The sequence below is a fragment of the Streptomyces sp. NPDC059679 genome (assembly GCF_042734105.1).
Lineage (GTDB): Bacteria > Actinomycetota > Actinomycetes > Streptomycetales > Streptomycetaceae > Streptomyces.
In genome coordinates, this window is record NZ_JBHWES010000109.1 from 1 (window position 1) to 20404 (window position 20404).

At 72.4% G+C, this 20404-nt stretch carries 20 protein-coding genes, 1 tRNA gene and 1 pseudogene; 13 read left to right on the forward strand and 9 right to left on the reverse strand.

The window, feature by feature from the left end; genetic code table 11:
* The first annotated feature begins 201 nt into the window (after window positions 1-201).
* Genes ACFV2X_RS52410 through ACFV2X_RS52425 form a run of 4 tightly spaced genes read left to right on the forward strand, consistent with a single transcriptional unit; the run spans window position 202 to window position 3962 of the window.
* Window positions 202-1188 carry an ABC transporter ATP-binding protein gene (locus tag ACFV2X_RS52410; RefSeq protein WP_385630644.1) on the forward strand — a complete coding sequence of 329 codons (987 nt, stop codon included), beginning with the start codon at window positions 202-204 and terminating at the stop codon, window positions 1186-1188.
* Complete coding sequence (locus tag ACFV2X_RS52415; protein ID WP_385630645.1) at window positions 1185-2003, forward strand: ABC transporter permease; 819 nt, start codon at window positions 1185-1187, stop codon at window positions 2001-2003. The genes ACFV2X_RS52410 and ACFV2X_RS52415 overlap by 4 nt, the downstream gene beginning before the upstream one ends.
* Window positions 2004-2046: 43 nt before the next feature.
* Window positions 2047-3345 carry a sensor histidine kinase gene (locus tag ACFV2X_RS52420; RefSeq protein ID WP_385630700.1) on the forward strand — a complete coding sequence of 433 codons (1299 nt, stop codon included), beginning with the start codon at window positions 2047-2049 and terminating at the stop codon, window positions 3343-3345.
* On the forward strand, window positions 3342-3962 hold the full coding sequence (locus tag ACFV2X_RS52425; RefSeq protein ID WP_385630647.1) for a response regulator: 621 nt from the start codon (window positions 3342-3344) through the stop codon (window positions 3960-3962). The genes ACFV2X_RS52420 and ACFV2X_RS52425 overlap by 4 nt, the downstream gene beginning before the upstream one ends.
* A 9-nt stretch (window positions 3963-3971) precedes the next feature.
* Here the strand turns inward: ACFV2X_RS52425 and ACFV2X_RS52430 are convergent, their stop codons facing one another.
* A complete protein-coding gene (locus ACFV2X_RS52430; RefSeq protein ID WP_385630650.1) occupies window positions 3972-4670 on the reverse strand; it encodes an alpha/beta fold hydrolase in 699 nt (232 codons plus the stop codon).
* An 87-nt stretch (window positions 4671-4757) separates the two neighbouring features.
* On the opposite strand from ACFV2X_RS52430, the gene ACFV2X_RS52435 reads away from it, so the two are divergent.
* Together ACFV2X_RS52435 and ACFV2X_RS52440 are read left to right on the forward strand one after the other, a co-directional pair.
* A complete protein-coding gene (locus ACFV2X_RS52435; RefSeq protein ID WP_385630652.1) occupies window positions 4758-5384 on the forward strand; it encodes an alpha-ketoglutarate-dependent dioxygenase AlkB in 627 nt (208 codons plus the stop codon).
* A 116-nt stretch (window positions 5385-5500) separates the two neighbouring features.
* A tRNA-Gly gene (locus ACFV2X_RS52440) sits at window positions 5501-5573 on the forward strand.
* A 46-nt stretch (window positions 5574-5619) separates the two neighbouring features.
* On the opposite strand, the gene ACFV2X_RS52445 is transcribed toward ACFV2X_RS52440, so the two are convergent.
* From ACFV2X_RS52445 to purD, 4 genes are all read right to left on the reverse strand, one after another.
* On the reverse strand, window positions 5620-6540 hold the full coding sequence (locus ACFV2X_RS52445) for a phosphoribosylaminoimidazolesuccinocarboxamide synthase (RefSeq protein WP_385630654.1): 921 nt from the start codon (window positions 6538-6540) through the stop codon (window positions 5620-5622).
* A 93-nt stretch (window positions 6541-6633) separates the two neighbouring features.
* Window positions 6634-8121 carry a N,N-dimethylformamidase beta subunit family domain-containing protein gene (locus ACFV2X_RS52450; RefSeq protein ID WP_385630657.1) on the reverse strand — a complete coding sequence of 496 codons (1488 nt, stop codon included), beginning with the start codon at window positions 8119-8121 and terminating at the stop codon, window positions 6634-6636.
* A gap of 215 nt (window positions 8122-8336) precedes the next feature.
* The gene (locus ACFV2X_RS52455; RefSeq protein ID WP_385630703.1) at window positions 8337-10166 is read right to left on the reverse strand and encodes a hypothetical protein; all 1830 of its coding nucleotides are present in this window, start codon (window positions 10164-10166) and stop codon (window positions 8337-8339) included.
* Window positions 10167-10517: 351 nt separating this feature from the next.
* Window positions 10518-11798, reverse strand: coding sequence for a phosphoribosylamine--glycine ligase (purD, locus tag ACFV2X_RS52460; RefSeq protein ID WP_385630659.1), 1281 nt, complete (start codon window positions 11796-11798; stop codon window positions 10518-10520).
* A 1082-nt stretch (window positions 11799-12880) separates the two neighbouring features.
* Between purD and ACFV2X_RS52465 the strand changes: the two are divergent.
* Together ACFV2X_RS52465 and ACFV2X_RS52470 are read left to right on the forward strand one after the other, a co-directional pair.
* A pseudogene (locus ACFV2X_RS52465) lies at window positions 12881-13086 on the forward strand (cupin); the annotation flags it as partial.
* Window positions 13087-13104: 18 nt separating this feature from the next.
* The gene (locus ACFV2X_RS52470) at window positions 13105-13911 is read left to right on the forward strand and encodes an NAD(P)-binding domain-containing protein (RefSeq protein WP_385630662.1); all 807 of its coding nucleotides are present in this window, start codon (window positions 13105-13107) and stop codon (window positions 13909-13911) included.
* Here the strand turns inward: ACFV2X_RS52470 and ACFV2X_RS52475 are convergent.
* Window positions 13886-15091 carry an erythromycin esterase family protein gene (locus ACFV2X_RS52475; protein WP_385630665.1) on the reverse strand — a complete coding sequence of 402 codons (1206 nt, stop codon included), beginning with the start codon at window positions 15089-15091 and terminating at the stop codon, window positions 13886-13888. The two genes, ACFV2X_RS52470 and ACFV2X_RS52475, sit on opposite strands and share 26 nt — an antisense overlap.
* Window positions 15092-15149: 58 nt before the next feature.
* Here ACFV2X_RS52475 and ACFV2X_RS52480 point away from each other — a divergent pair, with 58 nt between their 5' ends.
* From ACFV2X_RS52480 to ACFV2X_RS52500, 5 genes are all read left to right on the forward strand, one after another.
* On the forward strand, window positions 15150-15881 hold the full coding sequence (locus ACFV2X_RS52480; RefSeq protein WP_385630668.1) for a TioE family transcriptional regulator: 732 nt from the start codon (window positions 15150-15152) through the stop codon (window positions 15879-15881).
* A gap of 82 nt (window positions 15882-15963) precedes the next feature.
* The gene (locus tag ACFV2X_RS52485) at window positions 15964-16569 is read left to right on the forward strand and encodes a DinB family protein (protein WP_385630671.1); all 606 of its coding nucleotides are present in this window, start codon (window positions 15964-15966) and stop codon (window positions 16567-16569) included.
* Window positions 16569-17045 carry a GNAT family N-acetyltransferase gene (locus tag ACFV2X_RS52490; RefSeq protein WP_385630706.1) on the forward strand — a complete coding sequence of 159 codons (477 nt, stop codon included), beginning with the start codon at window positions 16569-16571 and terminating at the stop codon, window positions 17043-17045. Before ACFV2X_RS52485 ends, ACFV2X_RS52490 begins: the two co-directional genes overlap by 1 nt.
* A 19-nt stretch (window positions 17046-17064) precedes the next feature.
* Complete coding sequence (locus ACFV2X_RS52495; protein ID WP_385630674.1) at window positions 17065-17379, forward strand: MazG-like family protein; 315 nt, start codon at window positions 17065-17067, stop codon at window positions 17377-17379.
* Window positions 17380-17579: 200 nt separating this feature from the next.
* The gene (locus ACFV2X_RS52500) at window positions 17580-18311 is read left to right on the forward strand and encodes an SLATT domain-containing protein (protein WP_385630677.1); all 732 of its coding nucleotides are present in this window, start codon (window positions 17580-17582) and stop codon (window positions 18309-18311) included.
* A 145-nt stretch (window positions 18312-18456) separates the two neighbouring features.
* Here ACFV2X_RS52500 and ACFV2X_RS52505 read toward each other — a convergent pair whose 3' ends face one another.
* The 3 genes from ACFV2X_RS52505 to ACFV2X_RS52515 all read right to left on the reverse strand — a co-directional run bounded on the left by ACFV2X_RS52505 (window position 18457) and on the right by ACFV2X_RS52515 (window position 20399).
* Window positions 18457-19011 carry a GNAT family N-acetyltransferase gene (locus ACFV2X_RS52505; RefSeq protein WP_385630680.1) on the reverse strand — a complete coding sequence of 185 codons (555 nt, stop codon included), beginning with the start codon at window positions 19009-19011 and terminating at the stop codon, window positions 18457-18459.
* A gap of 110 nt (window positions 19012-19121) precedes the next feature.
* Window positions 19122-19772, reverse strand: a complete 651-nt coding sequence (locus tag ACFV2X_RS52510) for a hypothetical protein (RefSeq protein ID WP_385630683.1) — start codon at window positions 19770-19772, stop codon at window positions 19122-19124.
* A gap of 81 nt (window positions 19773-19853) precedes the next feature.
* Window positions 19854-20399 (reverse strand): hypothetical protein, encoded by a 546-nt coding sequence (locus tag ACFV2X_RS52515; protein WP_385630686.1) that lies wholly within the window; start codon window positions 20397-20399, stop codon window positions 19854-19856.
* Window positions 20400-20404: the final 5 nt, after the last annotated feature.

Below are 20404 nucleotides of genomic sequence, written 5' to 3' on the forward strand. Positions count from 1 at the left end.
TGGTAGAGCATCACCTTGCCAAGGTGAGGGTCGCGAGTTCGAATCTCGTCGTCCGCTCCATGGCCTTGAGGCGCCGGTCGAATCGACCGGCGCCTCAAGGCTTTTATGGCCTCGTGGTCTCCCGCTGCTGCTGACATTTGTCATCCGGGCCCATGACAGCCCGCACTACCCGCGCCCCACGGACGCCGGAAGCCTGGAGACATGGATCTCGGGGACAGTGCGCTGAGCGCGATACATGTCACAGAACTTCGACGCAGGTACGGACGCCCATCAGGACCTTCCTCGGCCCAGAGCTACGAGGCCGTGCGCGGCATCTCCTTCTCGGTCGAGCACGGCGAGCTGTTCGCGCTGCTGGGCACGAACGGCGCCGGGAAGACCTCCACCGTCGAGCTGCTGGAAGGACTGGCCGCCCCGACCGGCGGCCAGGTGCGGGTGCTGGGCCGTGACCCGTACCGCGAGCGGGCGGAGGTCCGGCCGCGGATCGGGGTGATGCTGCAGGAGGGCGGCTTCCCGTCCGAGCTGACCGTGAGCGAGACCGTACGGCTGTGGGCCGGGTGCACCAGCGGGGCGCGGCCGGTCGGCGAGGCCCTGGAGCTGGTGGGGCTCGAACGGCGCCGGAACGTACGGGTCAAGATGCTCTCCGGCGGCGAGCGGCGCCGCCTGGACCTGGCGCTCGCGCTGCTCGGCCACCCGGATGTGCTCTTCCTCGACGAGCCGACGACCGGCCTCGACGCGGAGGGGCGGCGCGAGACCTGGGAGCTGGTGCGCTCGCTGCGCGACCAGGGCACCACGGTGCTGCTGACCACGCACTATCTGGAGGAGGCCGAGGCGCTGGCCGAACGGCTCGCGATCATGAACTCGGGTCGTATCGCCGCCTCCGGGCGGGTCGCGGACATCGTGGCCGAGCGGCCCTCGCAGCTCTCCTTCGCGCTCCCGGCCCCCCTCTCCGCCGCCGATCTGCCCTCGCTCGCCCAGCTCGGCGCCGCCGGGCGCGAGACGGACGGGCGGACGGTACGGCTGCGCACCCGCGACCTGCAGCGCACGGCCACCGAAGTGCTGGTGTGGGCGCGGGACAAGGGGCTCGAACTCGGCGGGCTCGACGCCCGGTCGGCGTCGCTGGAAGAGGCATTCCTGCATATCGCCCAGGGCCTGGAGAAGACGGAAACGGCGGAGGGGAACGCCCGATGACCACGACCCACACCACCACCGGGCCCGGCACGACGGCCACCGGGTCCGGCACGACGACCGCGCGCGCCCGCGTCGCCTCGCTCGCCCGGGCCGAACTGACGCTGCTGGTACGGAACAAGGCCGCGCTGACCTACGCCCTGCTGCTGCCCGGCTCGCTCACCCTCAGCATGACCACCTTCAGCAGCGATATCGACCTCGACAAGACCGGTCTGAACCTGGCCACGCTGGTCCTCCCCGGTTCGATCGGCCTGGCGCTGATCCTCGCCGTCTACATGAACCTCGTCGGCGTCTACGTCATCCGGCGCGAGGAGTTGGTCCTCAAGCGGCTGCGCGCCGGTGAGCTGACCGACGCGGAGATCCTGGCCGGGGCGGCGCTTCCCGCCGTGCTGATGGGGCTGGTGCAGTGCGTGCTGATGGTCGCCGCGGTGGGCCCGGCGCTGGACGCGTCGGCGCCCAAGGCGCCGCTTCTGGCCGTGCTCGGGGTGGCGGCCGGTCTGGTCCTCATGCCCGCGCTGGCCGCCGCGACCGCGGCCTTCACCAAGACCGCGGAGTCCGCGCAGCTGACCCCCATGCCGATGATGCTGGTGTCGATGCTGGCCTCGGGGCTGTTCGTACCGCTCGACGTCATGCCGGACCGGGTGGCGGCGGTGTGCGAATGGGCGCCGCTGACCCCGGTGGTCGACCTCGTACGGGCCGGATGGACCGGCGGGATGGGCGCGGGCGAGGCGCTGAAGGCCCTGGCCACGGCAGCGGCCTGGACGGCCCTGGCAGGGTGGACCGTACGCCGGCGGTTCCCCTGGGAGCCGCGGCGCTGACCGGCCTTTGGCCGGTGGTGACCGAGGGGGAGGGACGGGGTTGGTGATACGCCGATGGCGGCGGCGCAGCCGGCAGGTGCGCGTGGAGCTGTTCACGCGGTGGACGCTGTACTCGCTGCCCTGGATCATGCTCGTCCTCATGGCGGGTCCGGTGCCCAACAGGCTGCGGCTGGACCCGCCGGCGAACGGGCTGGCCTGGACGCAACTCGCCCTGGTAGTGGTCCAGTGCGCGCTGTCGGCTCCGCTGCTGCGGCGGGGACTCGACCACCGGCTGCGCGAGCGTGCGGTGCCGCAGGGGCTGATGGCGCTCGCCGCGGTGCTGATGGTCGCCGGGTTGGGCGTCGCGGTGGCACTCCTGACCCTGGCCGATCAGCCGCGCGACCGGACGGCGGTCGTCACGGCGGCGACGCTGAGCACGCTGCCGTTCTCCATCGCGTGGTCCCTGCTGCTGTCCATCCGCGCCTTCACGCTGGTGCACGCGGGGCTCGGCGCCGCGCTGTTCGGGGCGGCGGCCGCCTTGGGGGTGGATTCCTTCATGTCGGTGGCATCCGTCGCCGCGGTGTTGCTCATGGCCGCCCTGTCCCTGTTCTCGGTCCGCAGCTCGACCTGGGTGCTGGTGGTGATGTGGGAGCTGGACGCCAGCCGCGAGGTGCAGGCACGGCTCGCGGTGGCGGAGGAGCGGCTGCGGTTCGGCCGCGATCTGCACGATGTGATGGGCCGGAACCTGGCCGTGATCGCGCTCAAGAGCGAGCTCGCGGTGCAACTGGCGCGGCGCGGACGGCCGGAGGCCGCCGAGCAGATGGTTGAGGTGCAGCGGATCGCGCAGGAGTCGCAGCGGGAGATCCGGGACGTGGTGCGCGGCTATCGGGAGGCGGACCTTCAAGTGGAGCTGGCCGGAGCGCGATCGGTGCTGCGGGCGGCCGAGGTCGACTGCCGTATCGAATACCGGATCCCGAGCGAGGGCGCGCAGCCCGCTTCGGCGGTGCGGTCGGCGCTGGCGTGGGTGGTGCGCGAGGGCACGACCAATGTGCTGCGCCACGCGGAGGCGGCCCGCTGCACGGTGCGGGTGCAGGTGGGGCGGGCGGCGGACGGAGGCCGTACGGCGGTGCTGGTCATGGAGAATGACGGGGCGCCGGAGGCCGAGCCACGCGTGCCCGGTACGTCGGGCAACGGAATGTCGGGCAACGGGCTCAAGGGGCTGCGGGAGCGGCTGGCGCCGCTGGGCGGCACGCTGTGGTCGGGCCCCGGGGAGGGCGGTACGTACCGGCTGCGGGCCGAACTCCCGCTGGAGGGACACGAGGGGCCCGAGACGGACAACAGGCATGAGGGAGCCGGCGTATGAGCGGGACGTCCGCGATCCGGGTGCTGCTCGCGGATGACGAGCATCTGATCCGGGGCGCCCTCGCCGCCCTGCTGTCCCTCGAAGAGGACCTGCTGGTGGTCGCGGAGGCCGCGTCCGGTCCCGAGGCGCTGGCGATGGCCCGGGCGCACCGGCCCGATGTGGCGGTGCTCGATCTGCAGATGCCGGGGGCGGACGGGGTGTCGGTGGCCGCTTCCCTGCGGTCCGAGCTGCCCGGCTGCCGGTCCATGATCGTGACCAGCCACGGCCGTCCGGGCCATCTCAAACGGGCGCTGGAGGCCGGGGCACGGGGCTTTCTGCCCAAGACCGCGTCGGCGCGGCGGCTCGCCGAGATCATCCGCACGGTGCACGGCGGCAACCGCTATATCGACCCCGATCTGGCGGCCGACGCGATCAGCGCGGGCGACTCCCCGCTGACCGCTCGGGAGGCGGAGCTGCTGGAGCTGGCGGCGGACGGGGCGTCCATCGCGGAGATCGCCCAGCGGGCCGCGCTGTCGCAGGGGACGGTCCGCAACTATCTGTCCTCGGCCGCGTCCAAGATCCCGGCCGAGAACCGCCACGCGGCGGCCCGGATGGCGCGCGAGCGCGGCTGGATCTAGCGACTTGATCTACTTGATCCAAGCGACTGCCTCGCACAGGATCCGGGCCAGCTCCTGGGGCTGGGAGAACATCGGCCAGTGGCCGGTGTCCATCTCGACCAGCCGCCACCGCTCGCTCTTCAGCAGCTCGACCACGTCGTCGCTCGGCTGGGGCCAGTCGAGCAGGCACTTGATGTACGTCGTCGGCAGCTCGCCGAGCGGGCGCGACAGTTGGGCCGGTTCGATCAGGGAGTCGCCCGGGTGCGGGGTCGCGCGGTCGACGAAGTGGGCGATCTGCTCGTCGGTGAGGCCCTGACCGGCGAAGTCGGCCGCGGGGGGCACCGCCCAGAAGCCGCCGTTCCCGGCGATCTCGGTCGCCTCCCGCCCGTCAGCCCAGCCGGAGACGAACGATTCCCCGTCGGTCGGCACATTGGAGTCGACGAACACCACATGGGCCAGCCGGTCGCCGATCCGCTCGGCGGCCTGGCCGACCGGGATGCCCGAGTAGCTGTGGCCGACCAGCACGACATCGCGCAGATCGAGACGCTCGACCTCGCCGACGATGTCCGCCACATGCGTCTGCTGCCCGGCCGGCGCGCCCCGCTTCTCGGCCACCCCGGACAGCGTCAGCGGATGGGCGCCATGCCCGGCCGCCCGTAGCTCCGGCACCACCTCGTCCCACGCCCACGAGCCCAGCCATGCACCCGACACCAGTACGAATTCAGCCATGCGGGGAAACGTAGCGCAGGGGTACGACAGCCCGCAGCCCGACCATCAAATCGCACACATATTCGGTCGACCGGTTACCCTGGATCCATGCCCCCGTACCTCCAGGGCTCGCTCTTCGACCAGGCCGACGACATCCGACTCGGCCCGCTGGGCGATATGCGCAGGACGGTGCTCGGCGACGGGGCCTGGATCGATCTGCTGCCCGGGTGGCTGAGCGGGGCGGACGCCCTGTTCACGCGCCTCGCCGACGAGGTGCCCTGGCGGGCGGAGCGGCGGCATATGTACGACCAGGTCGTGGACGTACCGCGGCTGCTCGCCTTCTACGCCGCCGACGACCCGCTGCCGCACCCCGTCCTGGACGAGGCGCGGGCCGCACTCTCCGCGCATTACGCCGCCGAACTGGGCGAACCGTTCACCACCGCCGGGCTCTGCTACTACCGGGACGGCCGGGACAGCGTGGCCTGGCACGGCGACCGGATCGGCCGGGGTGCCCGCGAGGACACCATGGTCGCGATCCTGTCCGTAGGCGCCCCGCGCGACCTCGTGCTGCGCCCGCGCCGCGGCGGGGCCGGTGTGCGGCAGCCGCTCGGACACGGCGATCTGATCGTGATGGGCGGCTCCTGCCAGCGGACCTGGGAGCATGCGATCCCCAAGAGCACCCGGGCCACGGGGCCGCGGATCAGCGTCCAGTTCCGGCCGCACAACGTCGCCTGATGGCGGGAACCGGGCCCGTGCGGGGAACGAGGTAGTTCCCTCGTCTCGGGTTTGGTTATAGTGGAGGCGCGCCGGACGGAATCCGTCCCGAATCCGGACGGAAGTGACCGGCGCATGCGGACGTAGCTCAGTTGGTAGAGCGCAACCTTGCCAAGGTTGAGGTCGCGAGTTCGAGCCTCGTCGTCCGCTCTTACAAGGAAAGCCCTGGCCACATCGGCCAGGGCTTCCGCCGTTGTCAGGACCAGCGGGTGCCGGTCAGCCGCTCGTACGCCTCGACGTACTTCGCCCGCGTCCGCTCCACGATCTCCTCCGGCAGCGTGGGCGGCGGCTGCTCGCTGTGCCGGTCCCAGCCGGAGGCCGGGGAGGTCAGCCAGTCGCGGACGAACTGCTTGTCGAACGACGGCTGCGGGCGCCCCGGCTGCCACTGGTCGGCGGGCCAGAAGCGGGAGGAGTCGGGGGTCAGCACCTCGTCGGCGAGGACCAGCTCATGCCCGTCCGCGCCGCCCTCGGCCAGCGCATGGCCGAACTCGAACTTGGTGTCGGCGAGGATGATCCCCCGGTCGCGCGCGATATCGCGGCCCCGGTTGTAGACCGCGAGGGTGGCCTGGCGCAGCTGGGTGGCGGTCTCGGTGCCGACCCGGCGGGCCACCTCCTCGTACGACACGTTCTCGTCGTGCTCGCCGACCTCGGCCTTGGTGGCCGGGGTGAAGATCGGGGAGGGCAGCTCGGAGCCGTCGGCCAGGCCCTCGGGCAAGGCGATCCCGCAGACCGTACGGCTCTCCCGGTACTCGGCCAGGCCCGAGCCGGTCAGATAGCCGCGCGCCACGCACTCCACCGGGAGCATGCTCAGCGACTGGCACACCAGCGTGCGGCCCGCCCAGTCGGCGGGGGCGCCCTCGGGCACCTCGGTGGACAGGACGTGGTTGGGCACGACGTCGATCAGCTGGTCGAACCACCACAGGGAGAGCTGGGTGAGCACCCTGCCCTTGTCGGGGATCTCGGTCGGCAGTACCCAGTCATAGGCGGACATCCGGTCGCTGGCGACCATGACGAGGTCGCCCTTCTCGTTCCGGTAGAGGTCGCGCACCTTGCCTGTGTGCAGATGCACAAGGCCGGGCACCTCCACCGGCTCGGGCTTCTCCACGAATCCGGACACGGTTCCTCCTGGTGGGTTTGTCCAAGACCCCACGATTCTGCCCCACGCCCCGCCGCCCGGCCGAAGCGGGGCGCACCGGGCGTGGCCTGGGGCTCAGCCCCGTTTGCAGATGCGGTCCAGGAGGTTGGCGGTGGCCCGCTGCACCCGTACGTCGGTGTGGCCGGGCCGGTCGAGCGCCGGGGTCCAGGCGAAGGTGCCGGAGGCGAAGACGAGAGCTCCGCTGGGCGCCCGGTACAGCGAGGTGTCCTGGTGCCGGACGGCCCCCTCGGCGTCCCGGTACGGGGAGTGGGCGAGCAGGATCCGGCGCAGATGCGCGGGCAGGCAGGTACGCGGGAAGTAGCGGTCGGCCTCGCCCGCGACCAGGCCGGGCAGCTCGTCGCCCTCGTCGGCGCCGGTCGCCTCCCACAGCCAGTGGCTCGCGTTCCGCACGATCAGCGGGCCCGGCTCGGGCACCGGGCCCACGTACTGGATGCCCAGCAGCTGCTGCTCGGGCGCCGTCTCCCGCCACAGCGCCGAGCGGCCGGGGCCGCGGCGCTTATGGCAGGTCAGCAGGCGGTCCGGACCGGAGGGCGACGGCACGAGGCCGACCTGCCAGTACATGGTGTTGGCGGAGAGGAAGACCAGCGAGGTGCCGCCGTCGCGGGCCTCCTCGACGGCGCGCCGCAGCGGGGCCGACCAGTACTCGTCATGGCCGGGGAAGACCAGACCGCGGTAGCGGGTCGGGTCGATACGGCCCGCGTGCAGATCGCGGGTCTCGGCGTACGCGAGGTCGTAGCCCATCCGCTCGGCGAAGCGGATGAAGTCGTACGCGTGGCCCACGTGCAGCGGCAGCCCGGCGCCCGCGTACGGCCGGTCGAAGGAGACCGTGACCGCCGCCCGCGACTCACCGAGCAGCCGGCCGCGCTCGTCCCACGCGTGGTACAGGCTGGCGCCGGTCCGGCCGTCCTCCGGGTAGAGGTTGTACGCCTGCCAGGTGATGTCCGGGAGCACGAGGAGCAGATCGGCGGGGTGGGTGTCGCGGACGGTGAAGGGGATGTGGTTGCGGTAGCCGTCGGCGGTGGTCAGCACCGCGACATAGGCGCCGGGGTTCCAGTACGAGGGGATCTGGAGCCGCCAGGACAGCCACCAGTGGTGGCAGGAGACGGTGCGGTCGGCGGCGAGCGGGGGCGGCTGGACGATACCGGCCAGCCGCGGGCTGCTGGTCATCTTGGCGGCGCCGTCGCCGCCGTAGTGGCCGATGCGGTAGACGTCCACGCTGAACTGCTGGGGCGGGTCGACGGTGATCCGGAAGTCGATGGACTCGCCGGGGGCGGCGGCGGAGGCCGAGGTGAAGCCCTTGATCTGGCGGTGCACGTCATCGGCGGTCCGGGTGGAGGGGATATGGCCGGGCCCGGGGTCGGCGGTCTCGGTGGCCCCCGTAGCCGGGTCGTGGTCCACGTACCACGGCACCAGGCGGCCCGTCTCGCTGAAGCAGGTCTGCCTGCCCCGCAGCCAGGGCAGCGGGCCCTGGCCAAAAGGGTCCGTCACCGCGTGTGCGAGCGCTCCCGACTCCCAGCGCCGGACCGGTTCCGTGGCGTCCACGACTGACTCCCCTCCTGCCTTCCCTGCCTCCCCTGGCGGCGTATCGCCACCAGCCCCAGCACATCACATTACGCACTCAATCCATCACTGATCGTCGCGAATTTGCCGAACCCAGACCCGGGCGTTCACGCCCGAGTGCCATCCGGGCGGACCTTGACTGCGGACCTTGATCAACGTGCTGAGCTGCGAGATCGCGCGGGCGGTGGCGCCCGGCGTCACACCAGCCGGACCGGCTTCTCCGGCCGTACGCCCACCTCGCCGAGCCAGGCGCGCAGCGGCTCGGCGTCCCCGTCCTCGACCAGGCTCAGCACCGGATGGGCCAGATCGGCCCGCCGCCGCCCGCCGAACAGCAGCGTGGGCCCGTCCAGCCAGTCGAGCCCCGGCGCCGCGCCCGCGGTGTCTATGGCGGCGCAGCACACCATGGCCGTGACATGGTCGGCCAGCAGCTCCCGGCCGGTACGGGGCGGCTGCAGCGGGAAGAGCGGCGCGAAGCCGTCGATCCACGGGTCACCGCCCCCGGGCCCGGCCCCCGGGTCCGTAAGGGCGCCGGCCTGGCCGGTCGACCGGGTGGCCGCCTGGTGGGCGGCCTCCTCGCGGGCCACCTCCACGCTGAGCCGGGCCGCGACCTCCTCGCCGAGCTGCCCCGTCGGGGCGAGGCCGGGGGCGGCGGTGAGCCGGTCCACGACGCGGGCGAGGGTAGGCGCGGCGGGCCCGGGCTCCGGGCCCTGGCCGCCCGTCGCCTCATGGGGCGCCCCTTCATGGGGCGCCGCGCGGCCGGGCACGGGGCCGCTGGAGCGGGTCTGCTCATCGAGCACGCGGTGCAGCCGGGCGGCCTCCACACGCCATTTGCGGTCCACGACCTCCTCCGGATACTCGCCCCAGTCGACCGGCGCCCAGTCCGGGCCGGGCTCGCTCGGCCCGCCGTGGAACAGCCGGGCGGCCAGCAGAGACGTCGCCTCGTCGATCAGCCCCGGCTCCTCCAGCAGATCGCAGGCGGGCCGCTCGCTGAGCCGGGAGGCGAACCCCTCGGCCAGCCGGTCGCGGCGGGAGAGCTCGGTGAGGGCCGCGACCACGCCCGCGTCCAGCCGGGCCGGCCAGCGGCCCATCCGCCACGCGGGCAGCGCGACCCGGGTCAGCAGCCGGTCCCACCCCGCGTACGCCAGGCCGACCTGCTCCTGGGCCACGATCCGCAGGCCGTAGTCGACGGTCTGGGCGCGCTCGGAGGCGGCGGCGGCGACGGCCCGCTCCATCTCGGCGGCGTGGTCCCGGCAGCCGCGCAGCAGCAGCCGGGCGATCCAGCCGAGGAACGCGAGGGCGGGGCGGCGAACCGCCCTGCCGAGGGCGGCGACAGGGGCCGTACGGCCCGTATCCCCGGCCTTGCCCACGCCCCCGGAGCCCCGGGCGGCGACGGCGACGGCGGCGTCCAGGCCACGGACGAAGCGGCGGGCGGCCGCTATGTCCGGGTGTACGGAAGGGCCGGTGCCCGCGACGACGGGCGCGAGCAGGGCGCGCAGCTCGGCGACCCGCATCCACCACAGGAACGGCGAGCCGATGACCAGCACAGGGGCCTGCGGACCCCGCCGCTCGCCTCTCCCCACCACCGAAACACCGGCGGGCACGCTGCCCATGCCACCGCCGCTCTTGGCGCCGCCGCTCTTGGCGCCGCCGCTCTTGGCGCCGTGCGCCCGATGCGTACGGTCCTCCAGCCAGCTGTCGCAGTCCGGGGTGAGCGCTATCGCGGACGGGGCGGGCACCTCCAGCCGATCGGCCAGGTCGCGGACCAGGCGGTAGAGGTCCGGGGCCGTCTCCTCGGCGATGGGCACGGTGGGGCTGAGCGCCGGTCTGGCCCGGACCACCACGGCGGCCACGGCCGCCGCCAGCAACAGGACCACCACGGCCCCGCCGACCACCGCCCAGCGGACGGCGGTCCACTCCTCGCCATGAGAGCCGCCGAGCCGCCCCGTGGCCCCGCCGACCAGCAGCACGGCGGCGACCGCCGCCGGGAGAAGCGCCACTGCGAGCGCGGTGCTCCGGATCCGCAACACCGCGAGAGCGCGGGCGCGCGCTGAAAGCGCGCCTGCTTCCGTACCTGCCACGGTTCCATCACCCCCTGCTGTCCAGCCGATGAATGAACAGCGGACGACGGCGGTGTTGCGCCCTTACTCCCCCCACTGTCCCACCGGCCGCCCGCGCCGCAATGCCGGTGGGCCAGTTGCCGCACCGCGCCTGAGCGGCACACTAGTTGGGGGTCCGCGCGTGCGTCAGCAGGATGCCGGGAGGGCTCACCCGATGGAATGGCCTTGGCCAGAACCGGGAACTTCTCGAGGATCCTTCTGGACGCTTACAGGCCCGCCTCGACCCCGGCTCTAACCTCTCTCGACCGGACCTCAAGGGCCTCAGGCCGACGCCACCCCGGGCCCGGCGTCCTCCGCCGCCCTGGCGGCGATGTCCGAGCGGTGGTGGGAGCCGTCCAGGCCGATCCGGGCGACCGCGCGGTACGCCCGTTCGCGCGCCTTGACCAGGTCTGAGCCGGTCGCGGTCACGGACAGCACCCGGCCACCCGCGCTCACCACAGCACCCGACGCAACGTCCCGCTTGGTGCCCGCGTGCAGGACGTACGCCTTGGGCGCGTCCTGCTCCGCCACCTCCGCCAGACCGGTGATCGGATCGCCCGTACGGGGCGTCCCCGGATAGTTGTGCGAGGCGACCACGACGGTCACCGCCGCGCCATCGCTCCAGCGCAGCGGCGCCAGCGAGTCGAGCCGGCCGGTCGCGGCGGCCAGCAGCACACCGGCCAGCGGGGTCTTCAGCCGGGCCAGGACCACCTGGGTCTCCGGGTCACCGAAACGCGCGTTGAACTCGATCACCCGCACCCCGCGCGAGGTGATCGCCAGCCCCGCGTACAGCAGCCCCGAGAACGGCGTCCCCCGGCGGCGCAGCTCGTCCACGGTCGGCTGCAACACGGTCGCCAGCACCTCGTCGACCAGCTTGGGGTCCGCCCACGGCAGCGGGGAGTACGCACCCATGCCGCCCGTGTTCGGGCCCTCGTCGCCGTCGTAGGCGCGCTTGAAGTCCTGAGCCGGCTGCAGCGGCACGACCGTCTCGCCGTCCGTGACGGCGAACAGCGACACCTCCGGGCCGTCCAGATACTCCTCGATCACCACCCGCCCGCACGCCAGCGCGTGCTCGCGGGCGGCGGCGATGTCGCTGGTCACGACGACGCCCTTGCCGGCCGCCAGCCCATCGTCCTTGACGACGTACGGCGCGCCGAAGGCGTCCAGCGCCTCGTCGATCTCCGCCTCGTTCGTACAGACGTAAGCACGCGCGGTGGGCACGCCGGCCGCCGCCATCACATCCTTCGCGAACGCCTTCGACCCCTCCAGCTGCGCCGCGTCGGCGGACGGCCCGAACACCGGGATCCCCCGCTCCCGCAACACATCCGCCACCCCCGCCACCAGCGGAGCCTCCGGGCCGACCACCACCAGCTCCGCCTCCAGCGAGGCGGCCAGCTCGGCGACGGCCGCGCCGTCGAGGGCGTCGACCGTATGCAGCTCGGCGACCTCCGCGATGCCGGCGTTGCCGGGCGCGCAGTGCAGAGCCGTGACGTCGGGATCGAGGGACAGTGCGCGGCACAGGGCGTGTTCGCGGGCGCCGCTGCCGATGACGAGGACCTTCACGGTGTGCAGCCTATTGCCTCGCCGGCGGCCCCCCGCGCCCCGGGGCCCGACCGCGCCCTGTCGGCGGCCCGGGCGGGTGCGATCAGACCCGGTTCACAGCTCGCCCGAGCACGGCCCCGGCCCGGCGCTCGTCGAGACGGTCTCCGACGGCTGGGGCACGGATCCGCTCCGCTGGGGCAAGCGGGTCTGGGCGGAGTGGCTGCGCTGCCCTGCGCTTCGCCCGCGCCTGTGCGCCGTCTCGCGACATTCGGCTCACGCGGGTGCGCCTTTCGTCTCGGACCCCCCGGGTCCAAAGCGCCAGCAGGAGAGCAGGAGGGGGAAGGGGGGCGGCCGACCCGGCGTCCCGACTCCTCGGCGCGGCGGGCGGCTGAGCTCAAAGAGGCTCCGCTGCGCTCCGCCGCAGTTGCTGCCGCGCGGTGGCCAAGCCGGTCAGTCGGCTCTCCACCCACCCCCTCTTAAATAATCGCTTGATGCAGTACTTGATGTAGAGCAAGCACTTTTTTAAGAGGGGGTGGGTGGAGGGGCCCAACCGGACGGGGACGACGCCTCCGGCGCCCGCTCCCCTTCCCACTGCCGGCCGCTTTGCGCCGAAGGCGCGAGACGATGCCCGCACGCGGCGTCCGGACCATGCCGTCCAGCGGTCGCCGGCCCGTTCGCCGCGCTCGCGCGCCTCCAGCCCAGCGCACCGCTGGGCTGACCAGCTCGCCACCGCGCGGCGGATCCCCCGTCGGGGAGCTGACGTTGTCGGCGACCCTGTGGGCCGGGCCGGAAGACCGCGGGTGCGCGCGCCGGCGCAGCCCGGTGACAAGGTCTACGAGAACCAGCCCTTCACCGTGTCCGACGACGTGGCCAAGGCCCATAGCTGCACCCCCGGCACCATTGGGCTCGGTTCGGATATGCCGGTCGTTACGTACAGGAGCAGGCTGAACGGCGGCGGGGGGCCATCGGGTACCTCCCTGCGGACCGGGGACCGGTTCTGCAGGTTCGACAGCCTCGACAAGCACGTCTCTCTGCTGAAGGTGACCGCCGTAACCCCCAAGCGCCCTGCCCTCACCTCGGGCGTGATCGGCCTCGCCCTGCTCGGCTTCGCACACGCCTTCGCCGCCGCTCCGGGGCACAACGCCGACATCCTCATCGTCATCACCCCCGGCGTCCAGCGGTTCGAGTACTTCCGCCATCTGGAGCGCATCGCTTACGGGAAGGTGCCGCCAGAGAGCCTGCTGGAGGTCCAGGAGCCTACGACACCTACTTCCGCACCAGCACCCCCTGGGACCAGGCTCGACCCTGAGCGAACACCACAACCACCGTGGAGGCGGACGCAGTGAAGCGCATCGGCATCATCGGAGTGGGCGAGATCGGCCGGGCCATCGTGATGGGCCTGTGCGACGGGGCGGAAGGGGCCGACGGGCCGCCGGAGGTGTTCCTCTCTCCCCGGGGAGCCCGTACGGCCGCGGAACTGTCCGAGCGCTACGAGAACGTGCGGGTGTGCGCCGACAACCAGCAGGTGGTGGACCGCTCCGAGATCGTGCTCATCGCCGTACGCCGCCAGGACCGGCACGAAGCGCTCGCCGGCCTGCGGGTGGCCGATGACAAGATCGTGGTGAACGTCATGGCCGGCGTCGGCAACGACGACCTGCGCCGGACACTGGCCACCGACGCCCCGCTCGTACGCGCCATCCCCCTGCCCGCCATACGCGAACGCCGCTCCGTCACGGTGACATGCCCGTCGCACCCGGTGGTGGATTCCCTCTTCGAGGACCTGGGCGGGGCGCTCCCGGTCGCGGACGAGGCGGCCTTCAACGTGTTCTCCGCGCTGACGGGAACGCTGACCACCCACTACGCGTACCTCGCCGCACTCACGTCGTGGGCCGTCGGCCACGGCATCGCCCCCGACGACGCGGACCACTACATTCGCGGCCTCTTCCAGGGGGTCGGCCGCTCCCTGAGCGACGAGACCCGCTCACTGCACCAGCTCGCGGCCGACCACGAGACCCCGAACGGAAGCAACGAACGCATCCGCACCACGTGGTTCACCCCTGCCAACTCCGAAGCCCTCAACAAGGCCCTCGACGACCTTCTCGACCTCCTCAGCGATCTGAGGGGACGTCCTTGACGAACACGATCCCGTCGTAGTCGGCCAGGCGGGCCGGGTCGAGGGGGGCGTAGCCGAACCAGGGGGAGACGCGGGCGGCGGGCCGCGGGTCGGCGAGGGAAGTGGCCAGCTGGGGCGCGTCGATGAGGTAGCGGTCCTCCGGGAGGGCGTACAGGAGCCCTTCGAGGGTGTCCGGGGGCGGGGTGTCCACACCCTGGTGCCGGATCGTGCCGAGCGCCGTGGCCACGAAGGCGTACCCCTCGCCCAGGTGGGCGCTCACCAGCGCACCGGCGCTCCACCACTCCACCGGCCCCTGCCACATCTGCATCCTGCTCTTCTCCCGCTGGAGATGGGAGTTGTGGGCGTGGATGAGTACCGGGCCCCGTTCGACGACGGCGAGGAGGTTGTCGGCCATCATCCGGTCCCGCAGCGCGCACAGCCGGGTCATACGGGCCTGTGAGGTGTCGGCCATCCAGTAGTGGTAGCGCAGCAGACCGGTGGCGGCGCGCCCGTACAGGCGGACCCGGTCCCATGCTTCCCGCGAGGTCGCCGTGATCAGGTGCGGCGTCTGCTCGTCGAACAGCGCCACCAGATCGTCGGCGAGCAGCCGCAACTCCCTTGCCTCGGCCGACTGTCCCACGGACTGGGCCGGGTCCATCATCGCGTCGGGGTTGGTCCACTGGTCGTCGGCGCCGAGCAGGCGGTCGAGGGTTTCCGCGGTGCAGGGGAGCAGATCCGCGGCCACGTGGGCCGTGAGGTAGCCGTGGAGTGCGGTGAGGGCCTGCCGGGGACTCGCGGCGCCGCTGATCTCCAGCTGGCCGTCGATACCGGCGAAGCGCAGCCGATCGGGCTCGGGCCGGCCGTCGTTGTACTCCCGTATCCAGCGGACGAGTTCGCGGTTGGCCGCGGACGCGCCCCACCCGTGGCTGAATCCGCGCTCCATTACGTCGTCGAGGGTGCCCGTGCCGAAGGTGACGTAGTCGTCCACGACCAGGCCCATCACGCAGTCGCTCTCGATCGCGATCGTCCGGTAGCCCTCCCGCTCGACGAGTTGGCGGAAGAGGTCGTTGCGCACTTCGAGCAGTGTGTCCTCGCCGTGGGTGGGCTCGCCCAGGGCGAGCAGCCGGGGCCGGGCCGGAAACAGCCTCATGACGGCTTCGGCCTCGACGGCATGGGTGGTGTCCTTGATGTCGGTAGCCATGACTTAAACGGTATCGTTGAACTTCCGTTTGAAACTTTTCCGCGATATCGGCAGGCTCATGGGACGAAACCTTCAAAACGGCGAACGGCTCAGGCCCGTTGACCTGGCACGCGGGCACGGACTGTCCACGCAGGCGATCAGAAACTACGAGGAGGCCGGCATCCTTCCGGCCGCCGATCGCACACCCCACGGCTACCGCACCTACATGCCGCTGCACGCGCGGGCCCTGGACGCGTTCCTCGCCCTGGTGCCCGGCCACGGCCACCACACGGCGACGTCGATCATGCGGGCGGTGAACGAGGGCGCGGTCGACGAGGCGTTCCGCCTCATCGACGAGAGCCACGCCCAACTGCTCGACGACCGGCGGACCCTCCAGGCCGTGGAGAGCGCCCTCCGCGACCTGGCACCCACGACACCAACGCCCGACCCGACGGCGTCCGGGCCCGGTGGCACGTTCATCGGGCCGCTGGCCGAAGAACTCGGCCTCCGGCCCGCGACGCTGCGCAAATGGGAGCGCGCCGGGCTGGTCCGCCCGCCCCGCGACCCGCTGACCGGGTACCGCGTCTACGACGAGGCCGCCGTACGGGACGCCCGCCTCACCCACCAGCTCCGGCGGGGCGGCTACCTGCTGGAACAGATCGCCCCACTGATCGCCCAGGTGCGGGCGGCCGGTGGGCTGGAGCCGCTGGAGGCCGCGCTGCGCGACTGGCACGGCCGGCTGTCCGCCCGCGGGCGGGCGATGCTGGCCGGGGCGGCCGAGCTGGAGGCGTATCTGCGCGAACGTGGATGACAGCGGCGGCCGCCGACCGATAGGACGTCGGTCGCCGGCCGGAGAACCCGCGCTGTCAGTGCCGCCTGCGACACTGCCCACCATGCCGGAACCGAATGCGAAGACCCATCTCCGCCGCTACCTGGGCAGCGCCCGCGAAGCCCTGCTGTGGAAGCTCGACGGACTCTCGGAGTACGACATCCGACGCCCGCTGACGCCGACGGGCACCAACCTCCTGGGGCTGGTCAAGCACTCCGCGGGAGTGGAGGTGGGCTACTTCGGCGATGTCTTCGGACGGCCGTACGACGAGCCGCTGCCCTGGATGGCGGAGGATGCCGAGCCCAACGCGGACATGTGGGCGACCGCCGACGAGTCGCGCGAGGACATCGTCGGGCTGTACCAGCGCGTATGGACCCACGCGGACGCCACGATCGAGGCACTACCGCTCGACGCGAGCGGCCAGGTGCCCTGGTGGCCGGAGGAGCGGCGCGAGGTGACGCTGCAGCAGATCCTTGTGCATGTGATCGCCGACCTTCAGCGGCACGCCGGGCACGCCGATATCGTCCGGGAGCTCATCGACGGGTCCGTCGGACTGCGGGCCGGCAACGAGAACATGCCGCCGGGCGAGCAGTCGTGGTGGGAGGAGTACCGGGGCCGGCTGGAGCGCGTGGCCCGGGAAGTCGGTTGCAACCAGAAGGAGATGCCGTGATGCGGATAACCCTGCGCGATGTGAGAGACAGTGACCTCCCCGTCTTCTGGGCTCAGAGCAATGAGCCCGAGGGCATTCACATGGCGGCCTTCACCGCCAAGGACCCCTCGGATCGGGCCGCTTTCGACGCCCACTGGGCGCGAATCCGCCAGGACCCGGCGGTCGTGCTGCGCACCGTCGTCGGCGAGAGCGGTGAGATCGTCGGGCACGCCGCCGTGTTCGGCCCGCCCGAGGAGCGCGAGGTCACGTACTGGACCGGACGGCAGCACTGGGGACGTGGAGCGGCTACCGCCGCCCTGCGAGAGCTGCTGGCCGTCGTGCCGGAGCGGCCGCTGCACGCCCGGGCGGCGGCGGACAACGGCGGCTCCATCCGGGTCCTGGAGAAGTGCGGATTCGTGCTGACCGGCAAGGAGCGCGGTTTCGCGAACGCACGGGGCGAGGAGATCGAGGAAGTGCTGCTGACCTTGAACGGCTGACCCGGTACCTTCGCCCGCCATGGAACACACCTGGGACACCGTCCAGCGCCTCGTCGCATGGCTGGACGCGGAGAGCGCAGCCATGTCGCCGGAGGTCGCGCGGCTGCTGCGGGTACTGAAGATCAGCGAGGAGGCCGGGGAGGTCGCCGAGGCGATGCACGGCGTCATGGGCGGCAATCCGCGCAAGGGCGCCAGCCACACCTGGGCCGACGTGGAACGGGAGTTGTGCGATGTGATCCTGACCGCCATGGTCGCGCTGGCCAGTCTGACCCCGGATGCCCGGAGGCGGTTCGAGGAGCATGCGGCGTACGTCGCCGGCCGGTCGCTGGGGTGAGACCGCCGCCCGTCACCTCCGGCACCCTTTCGGGTGAGGTGGCGGGCGGCTCTTTTATCGGATGACGCATCTCGTACGGGCGGTTATCTTGCGATCTCGGCCGTGTGGCCAGCCGTTCGGCGGTAGGTAAGGTGGTTGCGCATCAGCCGCGCGCCAAGAGAGACGCAGCGAGTACATGCAGCGCAGAGGGAGTGCCACGGGTGAGTCAGCCGGAGATGCAACCCGAGGGGCTTCCTCGGCAGGAGGGCACGAAGAAGCAGGGGGACCTGCTCGGTCGGCCCTTCCCGCACGGCGACTGGGGCGAGCCCGCCGAGCGCCTTGACGAGCTGTACCGGTGGGTTGAGGAAGGCGCGCTGCAGGTCTCGGAGTGGTATCTCGCGGACCGGGTGTGGAAGCGGCGGACCGCGCGGGCGCTGCGCGTGGGGGCCGCGGTGCTGGGGGTCGTGGGGGCGTCGCTGCCGCTGCTGGATCTGAACGGGGTGCTGGGCGACGGGGCGGCCTGGGGCTGTCTGGTGCTGCTGATCGCCGCCGCGTGTGTGGCGTGCGACCGGTTCTTCGGGCTGACGTCGGGGTGGATGCGGGACGTGGCGACCGCGCAGGCCGTACAGCGGCGGCTGGAGGCGCTGCAGTTCGACTGGGCGTCGGAGAGCGTACGCGAAGTGCTCGGCCCGACCGAGGGCACCGCGGCCGAGGCCGTGGAGCGCTGCCTGGCCGTGCTGCGCCGCTTCTGTGAGGACGTGTCGGAGCTGGTACGGACCGAAACCGCGGGCTGGATGGTGGACTTCGGCTCCGGCTCGGCACCCCTGTTCACTCAGGCCCTGGTCGCCCAGGGCTCCCGCCCGGAGGGCGGAGGCCCCGCGAACCGCCTCCCGATGCCGCCCACCGCCCGCCCCAACATGCCGCGCCAGCGCCCGCCGGAGCCGCCCCGGTAAGGCGGAGCCGCCCCGCCAGGGCTGGGCCCTGCCTTCAGCCCTTCCGCCGGCGCTTGGCGCTGACCAGATGGCACAGCGTGTCCAGGAGGTGGCTTCGGGCGAGCGAGGACGGCTCGCCCGCCGGCGCGGCGAGGATCACGCCCGCTCAACCGCGCACCGCCGACCGGTGATCGACGCCCTGGAGCCGGTACACCACGCTCCGGCGCAGCGGACCCTCGGGCACGGTCATGTCGTCGAAGTCGTCGGCCGGGTCGCGGGTCATACCGAGGCGGCGCATCACCGCCTGCGAACGGAGGTTGGTGGCCGTCGTGATCGCGAGGATCTCGGTGAGGCCGACGCTTCCGAAGCCGTGGTCCAGCGCCGCGAGGGCTGCCTCGGTGGCGTAGCCGTGCCCCCAGTGCGGGCGGGCCAGCCGCCAGCCGACCTCCACTCCGGTGAACGGCATGTCCTCCTCCACCGGATCGAGCCCGGTGAACCCGATGAACGCACCGGTGGCCTTCACCTCCACCGCCCACCACCCCCAGCCCCGCTGGTCGAGGTCGGCTTGGAAGTGGGCCACCGACGCCTCGCTCTGCTCACGGGTGAGGGTGCCCGGGAAGTACTCGCGGACTTCGGGATCGGCATTCATGGCGGCCCACGGCGCGAGGTCGGATTCCCGCCACCCGCGGAGCACAAGACGGTCGGTGCGCAGCTCGGACATCGCGCCAACGTAAAGGGCGCATGAGCGCGGAGCAATCAAATAAAGGGGGCCGATGGATCATCTCCGTGCCGGTCCGCCGGTGGGCGGGACCGGCACGGGGACGGGTGGGCCTAGCTGAAGACGATCATCGAGCCCTGGCCCAGGCTGCGCGTCGCCGCCGCGTGGAGGCCCAGCCAGACATGGCGCTCACGGGCGAAGGGACTGTCCTCGTACGGGATCGGCGCCGCCGGTTCCTCCAGAGTGGTGGGGCGGGCCGGGGGTGCGGGGGTGGCCGGGGGGTTGGCGGGGTCGATGCCGAGGCCCGGGGCGACCGTCTCCAGCTCTCTCAGCAGGCCGTGGCTCGACCCCAGAGGGCCACCGCCTTCGAGGAGTTCGTCGTTGGACAGCGGGCGTTCGAAGTCGACGGGGACATAGGCGCCGGCGTGGTCGTAGTGCCACACCAGATGCGACTGCTGGGCCGTGGGCTCGAACATCTCCAGCAACTGTTCGTAGTCCCCGCCGAGTTCGTCCACCGGCGTGACGGCCAGCCCGCAGACCTGCAGCAGATAGGCGCGGCGCAGCAAGTGCAGGGCGTCGTAGTCGAAGGCCGCGACCGGGGCGACGTCCCCGGACAGGCCCGGCATATAGCCGAAGACGGGCACGGGCGGCAGTCCGGCGTCACCGAGCGCCTTGTCGTACGCGGAGATCTCCTCCGCGAAGGGGTTGTCGGGGCTGTGACACAGCACATCGACGAGGGGGACCAGCCAGAGGTCACATGCCACGCGATCTCACTCTCGTATCCGTACGGTCGGTGGTCGGCCCAGCGTAATGCTCCCCGTACGCCGCGCGAAGGGCCCTGTACGTCAGGGGGGCGCGGTGGTGGCGAATGTCGTCCCGGACGGGCTCGCCGGTGACGTGAACGCGCCCCTGTCCGCGCCCGACGGTGTGCCCGACGCCAGGTCCGACGTATCCGTCGGGGCGGCCGGCGATCCGCTGGGCGACCCGGTGGGCGACCCGCTCGGCGGCTCCGTGGTCGGCACGTACTCCGGTCCGCTCGGCGATCCGCTCTGCGACGCGGACGATGCCCCGGTGGGGTCGGTCGGCTCGGTGGGCGACGGCGTCGGGCTCTGCTCCAAGGTCGTCGTCGGCACGGTGCGGGTCGGGCCCGGGCCCGCGGGCGGGGCGCCGCGGCCGGGCAGTATCTGTACGACCAGGGCCAGCGCCACGGCCACCAGGGCGACGACCAGCCCCGCGGCCACGGGCAGCACCGCCCGGCGCGCCCGCACCCGCCGCCGGCCGTGCCGTACGGCCCGGGCCACGTCCACCCCCGGCGCCTCGGGGCCCGGTTCAAGCCCGCGCAGCGGGGAGAGCAGCCGTGCGGCCTCCCGTTCCAGCTCGTCGTCCCGCATGGCGG